Below are 15,119 nucleotides of genomic sequence, written 5' to 3'. Positions count from 1 at the left end.
CGCCTTCCCCTAGATTAGCGTTCAATGCTGATGCGAGGACGGGGGCTTGGTGTCGGGGAATCTAGTGGCGCCGGAGGCGCAAGCTATCGCGATCCCTTGCCGGGATGACGTGACGCTCGGAGGCCATCTCTGGACCAAAGCCGGGCCGGGGGGAACCGGCACGGTCATCATCAATCCGGCGACGGGCGTGCTGGCCCGCTACTATCACTCTTACGCGGCATTTCTCGCAGGACACGGTTTCAGCGTCCTGACATATGACTATCGCGGCATAGGACAGTCGCGGCCCGCGCGGCTGCGCGGTTGCGGTTATCGGTGGCGGGATTGGGGGGAGCTGGATTTCGACGCGGCGCTGCGCTTCGCCAAGGCTCGCGATCCGGACGCTCCCTTATTCGTGGTCGGTCACAGCGTCGGCGGGTTCCTGCCCGGCCTTTCGGAAAATGCGCCGGCGATCTCCCGAATGCTCACGGTCGGAGCGCAATATGCCTATTGGCGCGACTATGAGCGAAGCCGCCGCGCCCGTCTGTTCCTCAAATGGCATGTGATCATGCCCGCATTCACCGCGCTCTGGGGCTACTTTCCCGGCAAGCGGCTGGGCTGGCTGGAGGATCTTCCCGCCGGAGTCGCCAATGAGTGGAGCTTCCGGCGCGCGCGCATGGAGCTGAGCCACCCTCGACCGGGAAGAAAGGAGGTTCTCCAGCGTTTTGCCGCAGTCTCTGCGCCGATCCTGGCCATCGCAGTGTCCGATGATGAATTGGGAACCGTCCCGGCGATTGGGAGAACTCTGGAATACTACCGCGGCGCCACGCGAATAGAGGTGCTTCTGGAGCCTGCCGATCTCGGTTTCGACGCGATCGGACACTTTGGTCTATTTCATAATCGACACGCGGCAGGATTTTGGCTCGACACTGTACGGTGGTTGAGGGATGGCATGAACCCTTGGCCGGACAAGCGCGTGGCGCCCATATGCAGTGAGCTCAGCAGCCGGCAGAATTTTCTGCCGCCGAACCTTTGGACAAAAGAAAATCCGCAGTGATCCAACGCAGAGGCGCACGGAACTCGCGCAACGGGATGCTAATTTTCTCTACGTCGCCACGCCTTCCAAGCAGAGCGCCGAGCATCTCAAGGCGATAGAGAATTGCTGGCTATCGGTGATCCATGACGCAACAAAACGGGGTATAGCTATATCGGAAAGATAGACCCCACCGTCCGACAGAGCCTGGGCGGACGCGCCGAGCGGAACCCGGGCAGATCGCGCTTGAAGAGTCGAAGTCGCTCGCAAAGCGAGACGCGAACGGGACGCAGCGATTGCGGATGCGGCCGCTTTCTCGGCGGCGGCTCTCCGACGGGTCGTTCAAGCGCGCCGATGGCGGCTCATATGCCGGGATCAAATCCGTGGCGCGGGCGTCCGCGTCGAGAGCGCCAGTAATCTATCTCAACCCAGACGCGGATCAGCTTGCGCAAGATGTCGCGTCGCTTCGCATGATCATAAAGCGTCTCGCCGGCGAGATATTCCTGCGCGACCTGCCGCTTGAGGTCGACGTCAGGGGATCGGCGCTTTGCCATGGGCTTTCATCCTTTGAAAGCCCGGCTTCTTGGTCAATCCGTCAAATCCAAACCGTCCGCCGCCTGGGGCCGCCTCCACTATCGGGCCAATTCTCAGTGGAAATCGCCAATTCCGATTATCAATGAAGGCCGCGCGCCGAGATCGACGTCCTGGGAAGCGTCGCCGCCGCGCTCGCCATTGCAGGCGACGTCTGATCGGCCAAGCGAAAGCCGCGTAAGCTGGCGTCATAGGAAAGCTGTTTCCAGGCAATCTTTAGAGAACGCGCCTCCAAGCCGGAACAGCTCCGCAGCACGACGTCCGCGACGATCGGGCCGCCCGTTTCCGTATCGATAAGAAGACGTTTGAGACTTCCGATCCGATTGGCGCCGTCAAATATCGGCCTTCCTTCGATGCCGCCGCCTGTCTCATGCGATTCAAAACAAACCGAGCGGGCACGAGAGCATTCTTGCAGAGCTTTCATCGCTGAACTCCTGACGCCAGATCGCGATCAATGGATCAGAGTGATAAAACGACTGAGTTCTTAAGTCTTTAAGCTGCGCCTTTAATATTCTTATGTTTTCGAAAGCGCTCAATCTACCCGGCGTTGCGCTTTCGTTAGGGCGGATGTGCTGGCGCCAGCTGTTCATTCGGCCCTGGCGGCCAGCCGCTGTGCCGGCGCCAGCAGGCGCCGATGATCGCCTCTTATATCGGGAGCGACGCATCGCCCCAGGACAGAGCGCCGAACTGAGCCAACTACGCCTTCCAGGCAGGCCCAAGCTCGGGCTGCCTCCCGGCGCATGATCATTTGTCGGACCATGCCGGACAGGCGATCATCCGGGAAGGTTCATCTTTTGGGCAGCAATGAAGCGCCAGTCCTCAAGGGCGGCGCGTCGGTGCGGGGCGGCGTCGGATTTATATTCGGGGCTATCGATAATTCGCCTCAGCACCTCAAAGCTGGGATATTCCACAAGGGCGATGGCGTGCCAGGTCTCGCCCGTAGGCGGGACCAGCGTCGCAAGGACACCGCCGACCCACCAGACCGAAAAGGTCTCTCCCGGAACGACGGCCGACGCGACTTTGGCGAAGGCGGGCAGGTAGCGCTGAAAATACGCCTCCTGGCCAGAGCAGGGCGAATATTCGCCTCCAGCGCCATAGTCAGCGATGGCGCGGTAGCGGAGCAGGTTCACCATCTGGACCGCCCCTTTGCCTGCAAGAGCCGAACGGGCCGCTTCGAGTCCGTCACGCGTCACATCAAGGCTTGTCATGAAATCCGCTCTCCTCGTTCGTCTGTGGGCGACGCGCCGTCCCATCGAGTGCTCGAATAAACTCTAAGCGATAGGGCTTGTCAAAGAAATACGTTCGTACGTATATAGATAAATGGGCAGGCACTCTCTTCGAGAACGCTTCATCGAATCCGGCGTCATGACGCTGCACCAGCGCGGCTTCTTCGGGGTCGGCGTACGTGAAATATGCGCCGAGGCGAACGCGCCTCAGGGCTCCTTCATCAACCATTTCGGATCGAAGGAGGCGTTCGCCGTCGCCGTACTCGACCGCTATTTCGAGCGCACCGAAGCCATCATCGCGGCGACCCTGGGTGACGACACCCGGACCGCCATGGACCGTTTGACGGCTTATTTCGACGTCATCACCGACGCCCTGGCAGGCGCGGGCTGGCGACACGGATGCATGATCAGCAACATGAGCCTGGAGGCGGCCGAACACAGCGATCTCATCCGTGGCCGGCTTGAGCAAATCTTCGCCAGTCTGACCCAGCATTTCTCCGCCGGTATCCGGGCGGCGCAAGCGGCGGGGAGCGTGCGGGCTGATCTTGACCCGGATGAACTAGCAGATGTGCTGCTCTCGTCCTGGCATGGAGCCATGCTGAGGATGAAGGTCGAACGTAGTTCCAAGGCCATCGACCGGTTCAAGCGTGTGATGCTGTCCACACTGCTGATCCCTCCGGCGTCGGAGCCGGCGCCAAACCCCGGACACGCATAGACGGGCGTCGCGGCGGAGAGACGTGCGCGAAAAGGCCTCCGACAAGGCAGGGCTCGGTTGTTGGTGACCTCATGAAACGGACCAGAAAATATTCTCCGGGAAGCCCAGTCCCTTTCGCTCCGATGCGCCGCCGCCCCACGAGATGTGGCGGACGATGGCCCGTGCTGGTAGTGAGTGGAGATCAGTCAATTTTTTAGGGGTTGCCCTAAACCACCGGTTTTATTGACGTGCCCGACAGGATGAAACCGGGCGCTCTTATGTGATTGTTTGCGCCATTTTTTTGTGGTCGATTGCACTGACGGCGAAAACCAAGACTGAATTCAGCCACGCAACCGCGTTTACCTGATCAGTTATCGCGGCGGAAGCGCCATCTATGAAGCAGATTTCCGCTGGCTCCGCAGAATAACTCGCTTTCCAATAGGAACTAAGCGCGTTTGGTCAATCGCTTAACAAGCACGCGAATGCGATCTTTGACCTGATCATCCAGTGGATTGTAGACCAGCAGCCCGAGATCGGGCCGTCCATCGACGGCGAAGGCAGAATACTCCATTGCAAATGCGCCGAGTTCCGGATGCTGCAGTTGTTTGACGCCATCGCTGGGAGCGTAGACGTCGTTTTCTTTCCAGAATTTTGCAAATTCTGGGCTCTTTAGACAAAGCTCGTCCACAAGCTCTGTCACTTCCGCGACCGCGCCAGCGCGAGCGGCGTCAACCCGAAACGCGCCGACTAAAAATCGCGCCATGCCTTCCCAGTCGTGCTGCTTGGCGCGCATGGCGGGATTGCAAAAGACGAGACGCAGGATGTTGCGCTGGTGCACGGGTAGCTTGCCGTAGTCCGTCAGCACGATCGTAGCGGCGCGGTTCCAAGCGACGACATCCCATGTCGCGGTTTTGATAAAGGCTGGGCATGCATCGAAGCAGTCCAGCAAACGCTGGAGACGCGGCGTCACGCCCAGCGTGGGCTTGTAACGCATCTCCGGAGGTCGTCCCAACGCCAGAATAAAAAGATGTTCGCGCTCGATCTCGGTCAACATGAGGCCGGTCGCAATACGATTCAGCACATCTGCGGAAGGCGCGCCGCCACGTCCTTGCTCCAGCCACGTGTACCAGGTCGAACTGATATTGGAGCGTTGCGCGACCTCTTCCCGCCGCAAGCCTGGAGTTCGCCTGCGCCCCGAGAATCCGAATGCGGCGGGATCGAGCCGGGTGCGGCGATCCTTCAAGAAGGCGGCGAGGGTATTGGCGGTCCCTGAGGGCATGGCGAGCCTATTAGTAATTATAATAGGATAATATCACTACTTTAACAGGATATCATATTGACCCATACCGGAGGAAATAGAATTCAAAAAGGAGAATGAGCATGCGTATCTTCCTGACTGGAGCCACAGGCTTCATCGGTTCTGCAGTCTTGCCGGAGCTCATCAAGGCGGGCCACCAGGTGATCGGCATGACCAGGTCCGACGACGGCGCCAAGTCGCTCGCGGCGGCGGGCGCCGAGGTTCACCGCGCTACGCTGGAGGATTTGGACAGTATCCGCAGCGGCGCGGCAAAAGCCGATGCCGTGATTCATGCCGCGTTCGATCACGATTTCTCGAAATTCGTGGAGAATTGCGAAAAGGATCGCCGCGTCATCGGTGCGCTTGGCTCCGCGCTGAAGGGTTCTGACCGGCCCCTGCTCATCACCTCCGGCACCGGTATGGGCGGCGGTACGCACGGTCAACTGGCGACCGAGGATGTCTTTGACGCCAGCCATCCCAATCCGCGCATCGCTTCGGAACTGGCTGGGAACGAACTGCTGGATGCGGGCGTCAATGTTTCGGTCATGCGGCTGCCGCAGGTTCACAACACAGTCAAGCAAGGACTGATCTCGCCGCTCGTCGCGATCGCGCGGGAAAAAGGCGTATCGGCGTATGTGGGTCAAGGACGCAACCGTTGGCCTGCGGGTCATTTGAGCGATGTCGCGCGCCTTTACCTCCTTGCAATCGAGAAGAAGGAAGTCGGTGCGCGTTACCATGCGGTGGGTGAAGAAGGCGTCGAAGCTCGCGCGATTGCGGAAGCGCTCGCTCGCGGCCTGAAACTTCCGGCAGTCAGCGTTTCGCCAGAAAAAGCCGCCGAGCATTTCGGATGGTTGGGTATGTTCGTCGGTATGGACATGCCTGCCTCCAGCGCGCAAACGCAGGCGAAGCTCGGCTGGTGTCCGACCGGCCCAAAGCTGATCGCCGACCTCGACGCGATGCGCTATTCGTAGCCACAGCGAAGGCGTTCTTTTGCTCGGTCCCGCCGGCGGGCGAGAGGCACATTCCTCGCCCCAAACACCCTCCATAGATGGCCCGTGCCGGTGGTGAGCGAAGGATCACTCGATTTTTTTTGGGGCTGCCCTAAATCAGGACTTTATTGGCGCGCCCGACAGGATGAAACTGAGAACTCGTATGTCATTATAATTGCGCTATGAATTTTCATCGGCCCCAGATGCAACGGCCTTTTTTGCTTCGTCCTGTGCCGCCTTTATAGGCTTCAGCCGGGCGATGTGAGGCTCCATCCGCGCAAGGACGCGTTGCAGAGGTTCGCCGTCCAGCCAGAACGCACCTAGTTCGAAGCCCGCTTTTTTCTGCTGGGTTTCGAACCACGCGATCAACTCCTGTGTCGGCTCCTGATCGAACATCATGCGGATGAGCGTGTCACGGTCACTGGAGTAGCCGCCGAGAGCGTAGACACTGGCGCGGTCAAGATTGTCGATGCCGAGGACGACTTCGGCCTGCGTGTTGCGGTATCGACCGGCCCCATCCCAGAACCCGTCAATTGCGCTGCTTTCACGTTCTAGCGCCCCGCAAAAATCAGGGGACTGATAGAGGGCGTGAAGATTGAGAATTACAGCTTCCGGCTCCGGCATGATCTCAAAGATCGTGCCCTGCCAGCCTTCAGGGGGAACGCCGCCCTTGAACGTCTTTGCTATGGATGGCGCGAGCGTCCAGGCGGAGATTTTTTCAGGCAGACTTCGCTCCGCAATGAGTTTCCAGACGCCGCCCTTGTCCAGTGCAACTTGCCGATAGGTGATGAGGCCGCAGCTTCGAAAACGGCTATCAATGCCTTCGGCAAGCTCTTTCAAGCGCTCGCCTCTTTTCTTTGTCTGGCGCGCATCGCCGCCACGCTGCCAGTCGCTTACCGCTTGAAGGAATTCACGTGTAAACATCTACCACCGCACCCATGATCCGATCATCATTGGCTATTCTTTCGCGGCCAATGTTTCGGCGAGCTGTGCAACTAGCCGGGCACGAGCGTCTGCCGAGAGTTTGTCGAGATTGAATTGCTTCCATTTAACGGCGGGCAATTCTGACGCGCCTGGAATGCTCAGCAAATTCCAGTCGGGCTCACCGCGTTTGAAGGCCAGGAGAAACTCTTTGTGAGCTTTTGGCATTCCGCCTGCCATTGTAGCTATGAGTGCCTCTCGCGCCGCGAGTAACTCGTCCAGCGCCACAGGCTTAGTTGTCATTCCCTCGAAGCCTTGTGCAAATTCTTGCGCAATGTCTTTCTGTCGCGGGATGAGGACTTCTGAGATCGGCCTGTCGTGACTGATAAGATAGACGATGAATGCGCTTCGAAGATTGTCGTCGATGCCTTCATTTGCCAGCAGGTCGCGGACATCAAACAGGTCACGCGGATGCTGCCGGTCGAGAGCGGCCATAATCTTACCGGCGTACAAGTCGGCAAACGACACGACCTGCGTTTGCGCAAAGCCAAACTGCTCCTCAACGCTATCGGAAACCGAACGCATCGTGGGTTCGAAAACGCAGCCGCGTAGAACGGGCGTCACCTCGATCTTGATCTGCGCATCCGGCCTCTGGACCGTGAGCTTGGTTACGATCTGCTCGCGGGCGTTCAACACCTGGGTTACACGTGCTCCCCGCAAACCCGCTCGGATTGCGTCGGCCATGCGCTTCATCCCCGCATCAATCGCAGCTAAGGACTCAGGCCTCGGAGCTACCGGCAGGTAGGTCAGGTCAATATCCACCGACAGACGAGGCATATCTCGAACGAAGAGGTTGATCGCAGTACCGCCTTTCAGGGCGAAATCTTTTTCCGCTGCAACGAACGGAATGACTTCGACCAGTAAAGCGACTTGGCGCTGATAGCGTTCAGACAGGGGCACCGAGGTCCTCTGGGATTGTTATGAGGTATTTTGGATCAAACTTGCCGCCTTTGACGAGCATACGCTTCCCACTTCCTAGATCGACGGCAGCGGGGTCCATTTGTTTTAGCCAAGTATGCTGATGACGCTCGGCGAACCAGAAGAAGAGTCGCTTGACCTTCACGCTGCGGCAATCGATGAGTAGCTTCTGGAGCCGCTTTGGACTCAGGATGCGCAGGCCTTCGACGAGCATATCAACTTGATGAAAGCTTTCGTGCGTGGGCAGTTCATCCAGCAGTTCAAGAAGCGCGCGCTCGGGAGTAGAGAGTGTGAGCGGCCAATCCGACTGTCCCCAGACTTGCCTCAGCTCTCCCGCCTTCAATCCATCGGCCATCGTCCCTGCGTTCGCAGGTACATCCCAAGCAAAATTCGTAAGCCCCTTCGTGACGGGGTCCGACTTAAAGAGTGTCTGAGATCGGTGAAACCGAAATCGCTCTTTCAAGGGCAGCTTGGCGAGCCAATTCGGCGGGGGATCGCGCCCGTAAAGATGTACAGTAGACGGGCCGCTGGCAGATAAATAATGCGAGAACCCGTGCAGTTCGAGCGCGGTGCGCCCACCTACGACCAACGATTGTTCGAGCAGCGTTTGTAAAGAGACGACAACCTTCTGCCACGTTAAATCGCCGAGTGGCCGCTTGTAGGTGCCGCGTGCTGGCTGGGTCAGCCAGCCTGCGGAAACATATTGGCTGCGCAGGCTGGTTGAGTAACCGTTGCGCTCCATCCAGCCTGAGTCAACGAGAAGCCCTTCAGGGAGGGTTCGTTCTAACTGGTTTAGCTTGCTGTGCTTTTGCTCAGTCATACTTAGTAAAATAGCATAATCTCAAACCATAATCAAGGTTTGAAGAGGCCAGCTTTCACGTAGCCAAACTTAGCAAAATAAACGACTTATAAACCGCGCGCAAAATTTTACATTGAGATCAGCGTCTTAGCTTAGATCATCACGGGACTGCCGATAACCGCGCGGGCGATTTTGCTTCTGCCCTTTGCCGTCGTCCAGCTTCGCCTGCCGAGCCTTCCACCCGCGCTTTCCTTCGGCTTTGGCAAGGGAAGCGTCGACAGTAATATCGATTTTGTTGACCTCGATCTGATCCTGACGGAGCTGCGCGGCATCGGCCCGCAGTCCTTCAGTCTCCTGAATCTGGCGACGGACCGTGATTTCAAGCGAGCGACGCTCTTTCAGGTCCAGCCGGTCCAGAGCCTTGTAGCGCCGTCCCAGCATGAAGTGCTCGCGCTGATGACGGCGGTCGAGTGCCTCCCGCTCGATGCGGTGGCGCTCGGCAGGATTGATATTTGGGTTGCGCCGCAGAGGCGCGATGACGGACCGCAAGCCTGGAACCCTTTCGAACAGCGCGAATATGGCACCGGCCACACGAGCGAACGGCTTGCCCGCTTCCGACTTGTGCGCGGCATGAAGGGACATGCGTTCGCTACCGTGAACGATGTCCATTTCCTGCTTGCGGCAATCGAGCTTCCCCCGCCGTGTCGCCTGCCGGGTATCCAGCTTCCCGGATAGCTCCGCCATGCGGCGGGAGACGCGCGCATCGACGCGCTCTTTCGCCTCCGCTCCGCGGGCTCGCATGGCGTCGGTCGCCTGATCGACCGATGGAAGCTGCTCCTGCGCTAGCGGCGCGAGCTTGTCATTCAGCTCGCGCGTCCGCACCCCGTCGATCTGGCGGGCAAGGCTGTGAACCTTGCCGAACCTATCGACGACGACAAACCCGCGTTTGTCGCCCCGTGCGAGGATATAGCCTTTCTCTTTCAGCGCGGCCCGGAACGCCTCCGCACTGTCGGAGCGGCGGAATGCATCCGTGATCTCGGCGCTGCGCTCGCGGGGAGTGATCCCCGTAGCTTCGGCCTGAGCCTTCTCGCCAAGGCTCATATCCTTCTTGCGCTCGCGATCCGTATCGCGTCCCTGCGCAAGGCCATCTGGCAAGGACAGGCCGAACTCATGTGCAAGCTCCTGGGACAGCGTGCGCAGCTTCATACGGTCGTGGGAAATATGCACAGCCCGCATATTCACGGAGTCGACCCGTGACCATACGACGTGGCAATGCTCGCGCCCGTGCTTGACATGAAACACCACCGCACGAGCCTGGCCCGAGAGCCCGAGGCGCTGCTCGATGCGGTCTATGGCGGTCTGGTACTGGTCGCGGGAGATCGGCTCGGACGGATTGATGGAGAGACTATAGAGAGGCTTTTTGCATCGCGTCCCCGCGGCAATAGCCTCGTGCTCTCCGAACGCTCCGTGCAAATCCTGCGCCACCGTACCCCTGATCTCGGCCACCTCGACAAGATCGTTGTCGTGCTCATTCATGAGGTGGGTCGCGAGATCAGCACCGCCTGCGCGCTGGTTGCCTTTCAGGATCATGGCTCGCGCTCCATGGCCAGAAAGCAGACCGTGCGCATTTCGGCGAGATCACGGAAGGCGGCAGCGACGTGAGGCTCGTTCGGATCGATACGGCCTGCGGCGGATGCCGCACGCAACGTGTCCGCGATCCGACCGAGTTCGCCGAGAATACGGGCAGCCGCCTGATGGTTCACCGTCGGGCGGCGCGTCGCGCGGGTGAGAGGAACGTTCAATGTCGCCGAGCGTATCAGCGAAGCTACGCTCGTGCCGGCGTGATCGGCCATAAGCCGGATCGCGTCGGCCTCCGAGGCATTGAATCGTGCAGAGAGCGTCAACTGACGCTGTCTGGTATCCGAGCCGCTCCGCGACATGCCCGCTCCCGCGCATCCAATGACGCGCTTCATTGGTCGTTGTGCAGCGGCGAAACGCTGCATTCGGCAGACACGGGCTCGATGCCTGGGAACTGCCGATTATGCGGGGGATGCAACGGGGGCTGGCTTCAAGAAGCCCCCTGCCAAGATCGGCGCGGACTCTCCGCGCACATCTTGTAATCCGCACTAACGACTTTCTTTTGAGCTTACCTGGAGAGAACTACAATCGCATGAAGAAGGCATCCATCAATGTGAACGCACGCGATCTGCAATAAGTTCATGAAATTATCAGAGTTTTATACGCTGGTCAAATTCTGGCCACTTAACGATCCAGTAGTTTTGCTTCCACCTCAACGATGTAGTCCGCGAGTTTCTCATCTACTCTGCATTCCGCGGCGATGATCGTTGGCCATCTTCCAGTCCGGTCGGGTCCGATACGGGCTCCTGCATCGATGAGATAACGTGTCAGAAAAAAATTATTGGTGCCTACGGCGATATGCAGCGCGCTCAATCCTGTCTGCTCATGAACGCAATCGACATCTGCGCCGTCACCGATTGCCTGCTGCACGCCTGCGAGATCGCCAAGGTAGCTCGCCTGCAACAAATCCGAATTGAGCCGCGCCGTCCCGGCGCTGTCTCCGGCCTTTGGTTTGCGTACCGGTTTTGCCATCAGGATCGCTCCTCGTGTGGCACCCGTTCAAATGCAAAATCCACGGGGTCAGAATATGGCCTCGGCTCATCCATATCATTCAGGAACGACGCCTCCATCCCGCATCCCATCAATAGGCCGTTTCCAAATTCACGAAGCCAATACGCCTTCGGCAGACGCGTCAGGACGTTCCTCGATACAATGAACACGAGAGGGTCGAACACCAGCACCACGCCTTCGAAGTAGTGCCGCACAACCGCGTCTCCCGCGGGTGCGGTCGCAGCCACCATCGCTGGATTGAAAACTTGCTCGCGTACTTTCAGCTGACTGCCTGGGCCAGTGCTTTCAAACTCACAATGCGAGTAGGAAAGGCTTAGCGTGCCATCATCATCGATGTCGAAGACACGCACTTTCTTAGGCCTCGGCGGCCTCGTCGTCACGGCATAGCGACCGGCGAATTGTTCCGCCGCAACCATCGATGTCCCGCTCTGGTCCGCATTGGTCTGCAATCCCGCGAGACCGAAAAAACTCCCAAGCTCTCTCGCGATGTCCGCGGTCTCGCTCTGCGTGGGCAGCGACTTCGCAAATTGAAAGCATGGGATCAGGAAGGCATCGTTCGTCCTGCCGATGCCGGTCAGGAATCGCTGCAGGGTCTTGAGCGGCAGGAGATCGGGCGATCTGTCCGTCGCATCCGCGATCCGTACCTGAAGGGTGGGAACGCCGATGCCGTGTTTCTGCGAGTACCCAAGTAGCGCCGAGCGAAGCCGCTCCCGTTCAGCTATGTCGAACTGGGTCTTCCTCGGTGCGCGCCTCTTTATACCCGTCGTTGCTTCACTCATTATCTGACCAATCCTTGGCCAAGACGTTCGCGGTGCTTGCAGTCATGGTCCGGCCTATGGATACGAGCACTCTTGCATATATCGCAGCCGGTGTCTTCGGCGCGGCGATTTGGGGCTGGCGGACGAAAGAACGCCCAACCACCTTCGGCTCCGCCGATTGGCTCGCTCCTTGGGTCGCGAGCAAGAAGGGAATGTTCCACAAGGACGGCCTGCTGCTCGGCGACTGGACGGGTCTTCTCCCGGTCTATTACCGCGGCTCCGGCCATATCCTGACCGTCGCCCCAACCGGCTCCGGCAAGGGCACGTCCGCCATCGTCCCAAATCTTCTCCAGCATCCTTGGATATTCCTGATCGATCCAGGCGGTGAGAACACCGCCATCGCCTCCCGTGCGTGGAGTGAAAAAGGCTACGCGTTTCACTGCCTCAATCCATGGGGAATGCTGACGGCTGCTCCTTGGTCGCTGCCTTCGCACAGCATCAACCCACTCAGCATTCTCGATCCTGCGAGCGAGACGTTTTCGAGCGACGCCGAGCTCATCGCCGACATGATCGTAACCCGCACGGGAAACGAGAACGGCTCGTCGGCTTATTTCAAGGAAGAGGCGCGAAGCGGCATCCGCGCTTTCCTCATGCACATCATCACGACGGAGCCAGCTGAGCGGCAGACGCTTCTTACCCTACGCAAATACATCTCCGCCGACTCCGAAAACTGGGAACGGCTTCTGAAAGACATGCAGGCCAATGAGGCTGCTGGCGGCATCATCGCCCGCGAAGCGGTCGCGCTTGAGCGGCGTGAAACGCAGGCGACCGAGGAATTCTCGGCGATCCTTTCGACGATGAAGCAGGACACGAACTTCATCGAAGACCCTGTGATGCAGCGCGCGCTCGCGACATCGACCGTCGAGCTTTCTGAGCTGAAAGGCTTCAGGAACGGCACGGCGCTGAACGGCTGTGTCGTCTCGGTCGTGATGCCGCTCGAATATCTCGAAACCCACGCGGCGTATGCGCGGCTGATTGTCGGCTGCGCACTCTGGACGATGCAGAAGGCACCGCTCTCTAAAGGCCGCGTCCTGTTCGTGATGGATGAGTTTCCTGCGCTGAAGCGCATGGATCGCATCGCTGGCGGTCTTGCGACACTGCGCAAATATCGCGTCTGGCTCTGGCCGGTCATTCAGAACCTCGGGCAGCTGAAGCAGCTCTATGGCCAGAACTGGCAGACCTTCATCTCAAACGCAGGGCTTAGGCAGTTCATCGGCGCGGGCGATCTCGAAACCGCGCAGTACATTTCAGAGCTCTGCGGCGACGGAACGATCGAAGTCGTAACCCGCTCGCCTGGCGGCGAGTCGATCTCGCAAACACAGCGCCGTCTCGCGACGGTCGAAGAGGTCATGCACATCGAGAGCAAAATGCAGATTGTCTTCGTCGACAATCTGAAGCCGATCCTGCTCCGCAAAACCGAGTATTGGCAGCGGCCTGCGCTGCGGGGGCACTTCAACCGAAATCCCTATCAGTCGGGAACACCTGCTCTCGATACGCGCTCGCCATTCCGGACCCTGCAAGGCCTCGGCCTGCGCTTCTGCGCATGGATCGCGGGACCTTCTCCTGTGGTGATGGCGGTCCTGTGTTTCTGGCTCGCCAACGCTTCAGGCCTCGGTATCTCGCTGGTGCCTTGGGTGCACTCCCAATACGGCGGCTGCACGTACCTGACAACGCACGGCGCGCTTGAATATCCGATGCGCGATTACGAGGGGCAGCCAGGCTGCTCCCGGATTGCATTCAATCTTGGCTACGGCCAATAGGAGGAAGAAGTGGCAGGTATCAGAATTGGCTCAGAGACGGGGAATGAAGCGGGCGGCTGGTGGGTCGTGTTCGTGGGCGCTTTTGTGAGTCTCGGCGCTGCGGGCGAAGTTCTCACATGGCTCGACGTTCGTGTTCCGGTTCCAGAGAACATGATGGTCCGCGTGCTCGCGTTCCTTCTCTTCGTCGCAATCGCGTACGGCGTGTTTACGGCGGTCGTCCTGATCGCCGCGCGCCTCATCACTCTCGCATTTTCGGCGGTGGAAAGGACAGCACACTTTGCTGTCGCACAAACGGAATGGCTGCTCACCATGGCGATCAGCCACGGCATTCCTTTTCTGGTGTCAGCACTCAAGCTTCCGCTCGCCCCTTTCCGTTTCGCGGCAAGCTGGGCTCACGCCCAATATCTCGCTCCGGCGCTTGAGCGCAGAAGGCAACGTGCCGAGCTTCGCCGTCTCTATGATGAGGTTCGCGACGAGTACGTGAGCTTTGACGACTTTCTTCGGCAGTTCGAAGGTGGCACCGACTCCGAGACCGATGCGACCGAAAACACAGATGCAGCGGACGACAAGGCGGGGACTCCGGAGCCTACACCTGTAGATAAATTCGCGGCTGCATGCCGCACTATCGGACTATCCGAGGACGGCGCGTTCACGCAGGCCGAGCTCAAGACCCGCTTCCATGAACTGATGAAGGCGCTTCATCCCGACCTCCACGGGCCGAACGTATTCGCCTCGCAGATCAACGAAGCGCGCGAAACCATCAAGTCCCGGAAAGGATGGAAGTGATGAAAAACTGGCTCACCACCACGAAGGCCCATTCCATGCCTGCGAAAGCTCCAGCGAAGGCGATTGCCTCGCGTGCGGAATTCGAGCGCAAGATGGCCGAATTCCGCAGAGCGACTGGTAAACTCGAATCCTGCCGGATCGGCTTTGTCTGCGCAAAGACGGCAGAGCATTTCGATGTCGAGTTCGGCAGGGCGAGCGCTGCCGAAACGTTCAAAGTTACGGCCATTGAAAAGCGGACCTCGTCGGCCTCGCCATCCGCTTCGATGACGGCGAGCGCCTCGGCGCTACGCAACTTCGACATCGAGGCATTCTCGTTTGCCGGGTGGCGATGCCCTTGCTGCGGCAACGGCGACTTCGTCCGTTGCGGCTGCGGCCAGATCAACTGCCGCTGGCGGCCTCTGCGCGAGGTTGGAGGCCGTCGGCTCTACAAGTGCGAGCCTGGCTGCGGCGCGGAAGGACCACTCTCCACGATGCACGCTATCGACGCGGCTGAGGCGGCGAAAGGCGGGGCAAAGCCAAAGGCGCTTGCCATGACTGCGCGGCCAACTCTGCCGGGGAGCAAGGCTCCGCGCCTGCTGACACGCATACGCTAGTAACCTGCC

The 15,119-nt window shown here is 59.3% G+C and carries 16 protein-coding genes; 6 read left to right on the top strand and 10 right to left on the bottom strand.

What is annotated here, in order from left to right; translation table 11 throughout:
* Positions 1 to 64 precede the first annotated feature (64 nt).
* Positions 65 to 1,033 (top strand): alpha/beta fold hydrolase, encoded by a 969-nt coding sequence (locus MSIL_RS10130; RefSeq protein WP_148213067.1) that lies wholly within the window; start codon positions 65 to 67, stop codon positions 1,031 to 1,033.
* Positions 1,034 to 1,371: 338 nt separating this feature from the next.
* Here the strand turns inward: MSIL_RS10130 and MSIL_RS21285 are convergent, their stop codons facing one another.
* A complete protein-coding gene (locus MSIL_RS21285; protein WP_012590996.1) occupies positions 1,372 to 1,563 on the bottom strand; it encodes a hypothetical protein in 192 nt (63 codons plus the stop codon).
* 810 nt (positions 1,564 to 2,373) lie between these two features.
* The gene (locus MSIL_RS10115; protein WP_012590994.1) at positions 2,374 to 2,808 is read right to left on the bottom strand and encodes a DUF1330 domain-containing protein; all 435 of its coding nucleotides are present in this window, start codon (positions 2,806 to 2,808) and stop codon (positions 2,374 to 2,376) included.
* 112 nt (positions 2,809 to 2,920) lie between these two features.
* Here MSIL_RS10115 and MSIL_RS10110 point away from each other — a divergent pair, with 112 nt between their 5' ends.
* Positions 2,921 to 3,541: a TetR/AcrR family transcriptional regulator gene (locus tag MSIL_RS10110; RefSeq protein ID WP_012590993.1), complete on the top strand. Its 621-nt coding sequence runs from the start codon at positions 2,921 to 2,923 to the stop codon at positions 3,539 to 3,541.
* A 424-nt stretch (positions 3,542 to 3,965) separates the two neighbouring features.
* Here MSIL_RS10110 and MSIL_RS10105 read toward each other — a convergent pair whose 3' ends face one another.
* Positions 3,966 to 4,799 (bottom strand): helix-turn-helix transcriptional regulator, encoded by an 834-nt coding sequence (locus MSIL_RS10105; protein ID WP_012590992.1) that lies wholly within the window; start codon positions 4,797 to 4,799, stop codon positions 3,966 to 3,968.
* 101 nt (positions 4,800 to 4,900) lie between these two features.
* On the opposite strand from MSIL_RS10105, the gene MSIL_RS10100 reads away from it, so the two are divergent.
* Entirely contained in the window at positions 4,901 to 5,788 is an 888-nt protein-coding gene (locus tag MSIL_RS10100; protein WP_012590991.1) for an SDR family oxidoreductase, read from the top strand.
* A gap of 198 nt (positions 5,789 to 5,986) precedes the next feature.
* Here the strand turns inward: MSIL_RS10100 and MSIL_RS10095 are convergent, their stop codons facing one another.
* The 7 genes from MSIL_RS10095 to MSIL_RS10065 all read right to left on the bottom strand — a co-directional run bounded on the left by MSIL_RS10095 (position 5,987) and on the right by MSIL_RS10065 (position 11,932).
* On the bottom strand, positions 5,987 to 6,730 hold the full coding sequence (locus tag MSIL_RS10095; RefSeq protein ID WP_041367865.1) for a hypothetical protein: 744 nt from the start codon (positions 6,728 to 6,730) through the stop codon (positions 5,987 to 5,989).
* Between the two features lie 33 nt (positions 6,731 to 6,763).
* Positions 6,764 to 7,687, bottom strand: coding sequence for a nucleotidyl transferase AbiEii/AbiGii toxin family protein (locus MSIL_RS10090; protein ID WP_012590989.1), 924 nt, complete (start codon positions 7,685 to 7,687; stop codon positions 6,764 to 6,766).
* The gene (locus MSIL_RS10085; RefSeq protein WP_012590988.1) at positions 7,674 to 8,525 is read right to left on the bottom strand and encodes a type IV toxin-antitoxin system AbiEi family antitoxin domain-containing protein; all 852 of its coding nucleotides are present in this window, start codon (positions 8,523 to 8,525) and stop codon (positions 7,674 to 7,676) included. Before MSIL_RS10085 ends, MSIL_RS10090 begins: the two co-directional genes overlap by 14 nt.
* Positions 8,526 to 8,651: 126 nt before the next feature.
* The gene (locus tag MSIL_RS10080; protein WP_012590987.1) at positions 8,652 to 10,094 is read right to left on the bottom strand and encodes a relaxase/mobilization nuclease domain-containing protein; all 1,443 of its coding nucleotides are present in this window, start codon (positions 10,092 to 10,094) and stop codon (positions 8,652 to 8,654) included.
* On the bottom strand, positions 10,091 to 10,444 hold the full coding sequence (locus tag MSIL_RS10075) for a plasmid mobilization protein (protein ID WP_012590986.1): 354 nt from the start codon (positions 10,442 to 10,444) through the stop codon (positions 10,091 to 10,093). The genes MSIL_RS10080 and MSIL_RS10075 overlap by 4 nt, the downstream gene beginning before the upstream one ends.
* 322 nt (positions 10,445 to 10,766) lie before the next feature.
* Complete coding sequence (locus MSIL_RS10070; RefSeq protein WP_012590985.1) at positions 10,767 to 11,114, bottom strand: ankyrin repeat domain-containing protein; 348 nt, start codon at positions 11,112 to 11,114, stop codon at positions 10,767 to 10,769.
* A complete protein-coding gene (locus tag MSIL_RS10065) occupies positions 11,114 to 11,932 on the bottom strand; it encodes a hypothetical protein (protein WP_012590984.1) in 819 nt (272 codons plus the stop codon). The genes MSIL_RS10070 and MSIL_RS10065 overlap by 1 nt, the downstream gene beginning before the upstream one ends.
* 14 nt (positions 11,933 to 11,946) lie before the next feature.
* Here MSIL_RS10065 and MSIL_RS10060 point away from each other — a divergent pair, with 14 nt between their 5' ends.
* The 3 genes from MSIL_RS10060 to MSIL_RS10050 are packed head-to-tail and all read left to right on the top strand — an operon-like array spanning position 11,947 to position 15,110.
* Positions 11,947 to 13,731, top strand: a complete 1,785-nt coding sequence (locus MSIL_RS10060; RefSeq protein ID WP_244406252.1) for a type IV secretory system conjugative DNA transfer family protein — start codon at positions 11,947 to 11,949, stop codon at positions 13,729 to 13,731.
* 9 nt (positions 13,732 to 13,740) lie between these two features.
* Positions 13,741 to 14,517: a J domain-containing protein gene (locus MSIL_RS10055; protein WP_012590982.1), complete on the top strand. Its 777-nt coding sequence runs from the start codon at positions 13,741 to 13,743 to the stop codon at positions 14,515 to 14,517.
* The gene (locus MSIL_RS10050; RefSeq protein ID WP_012590981.1) at positions 14,517 to 15,110 is read left to right on the top strand and encodes a hypothetical protein; all 594 of its coding nucleotides are present in this window, start codon (positions 14,517 to 14,519) and stop codon (positions 15,108 to 15,110) included. The genes MSIL_RS10055 and MSIL_RS10050 overlap by 1 nt, the downstream gene beginning before the upstream one ends.
* Positions 15,111 to 15,119: the final 9 nt, after the last annotated feature.

Source organism: Methylocella silvestris BL2 (assembly GCF_000021745.1).
Lineage (GTDB): Bacteria > Pseudomonadota > Alphaproteobacteria > Rhizobiales > Beijerinckiaceae > Methylocapsa > Methylocapsa silvestris.
This window is presented reverse-complemented; position numbering and strand designations above follow the sequence as displayed.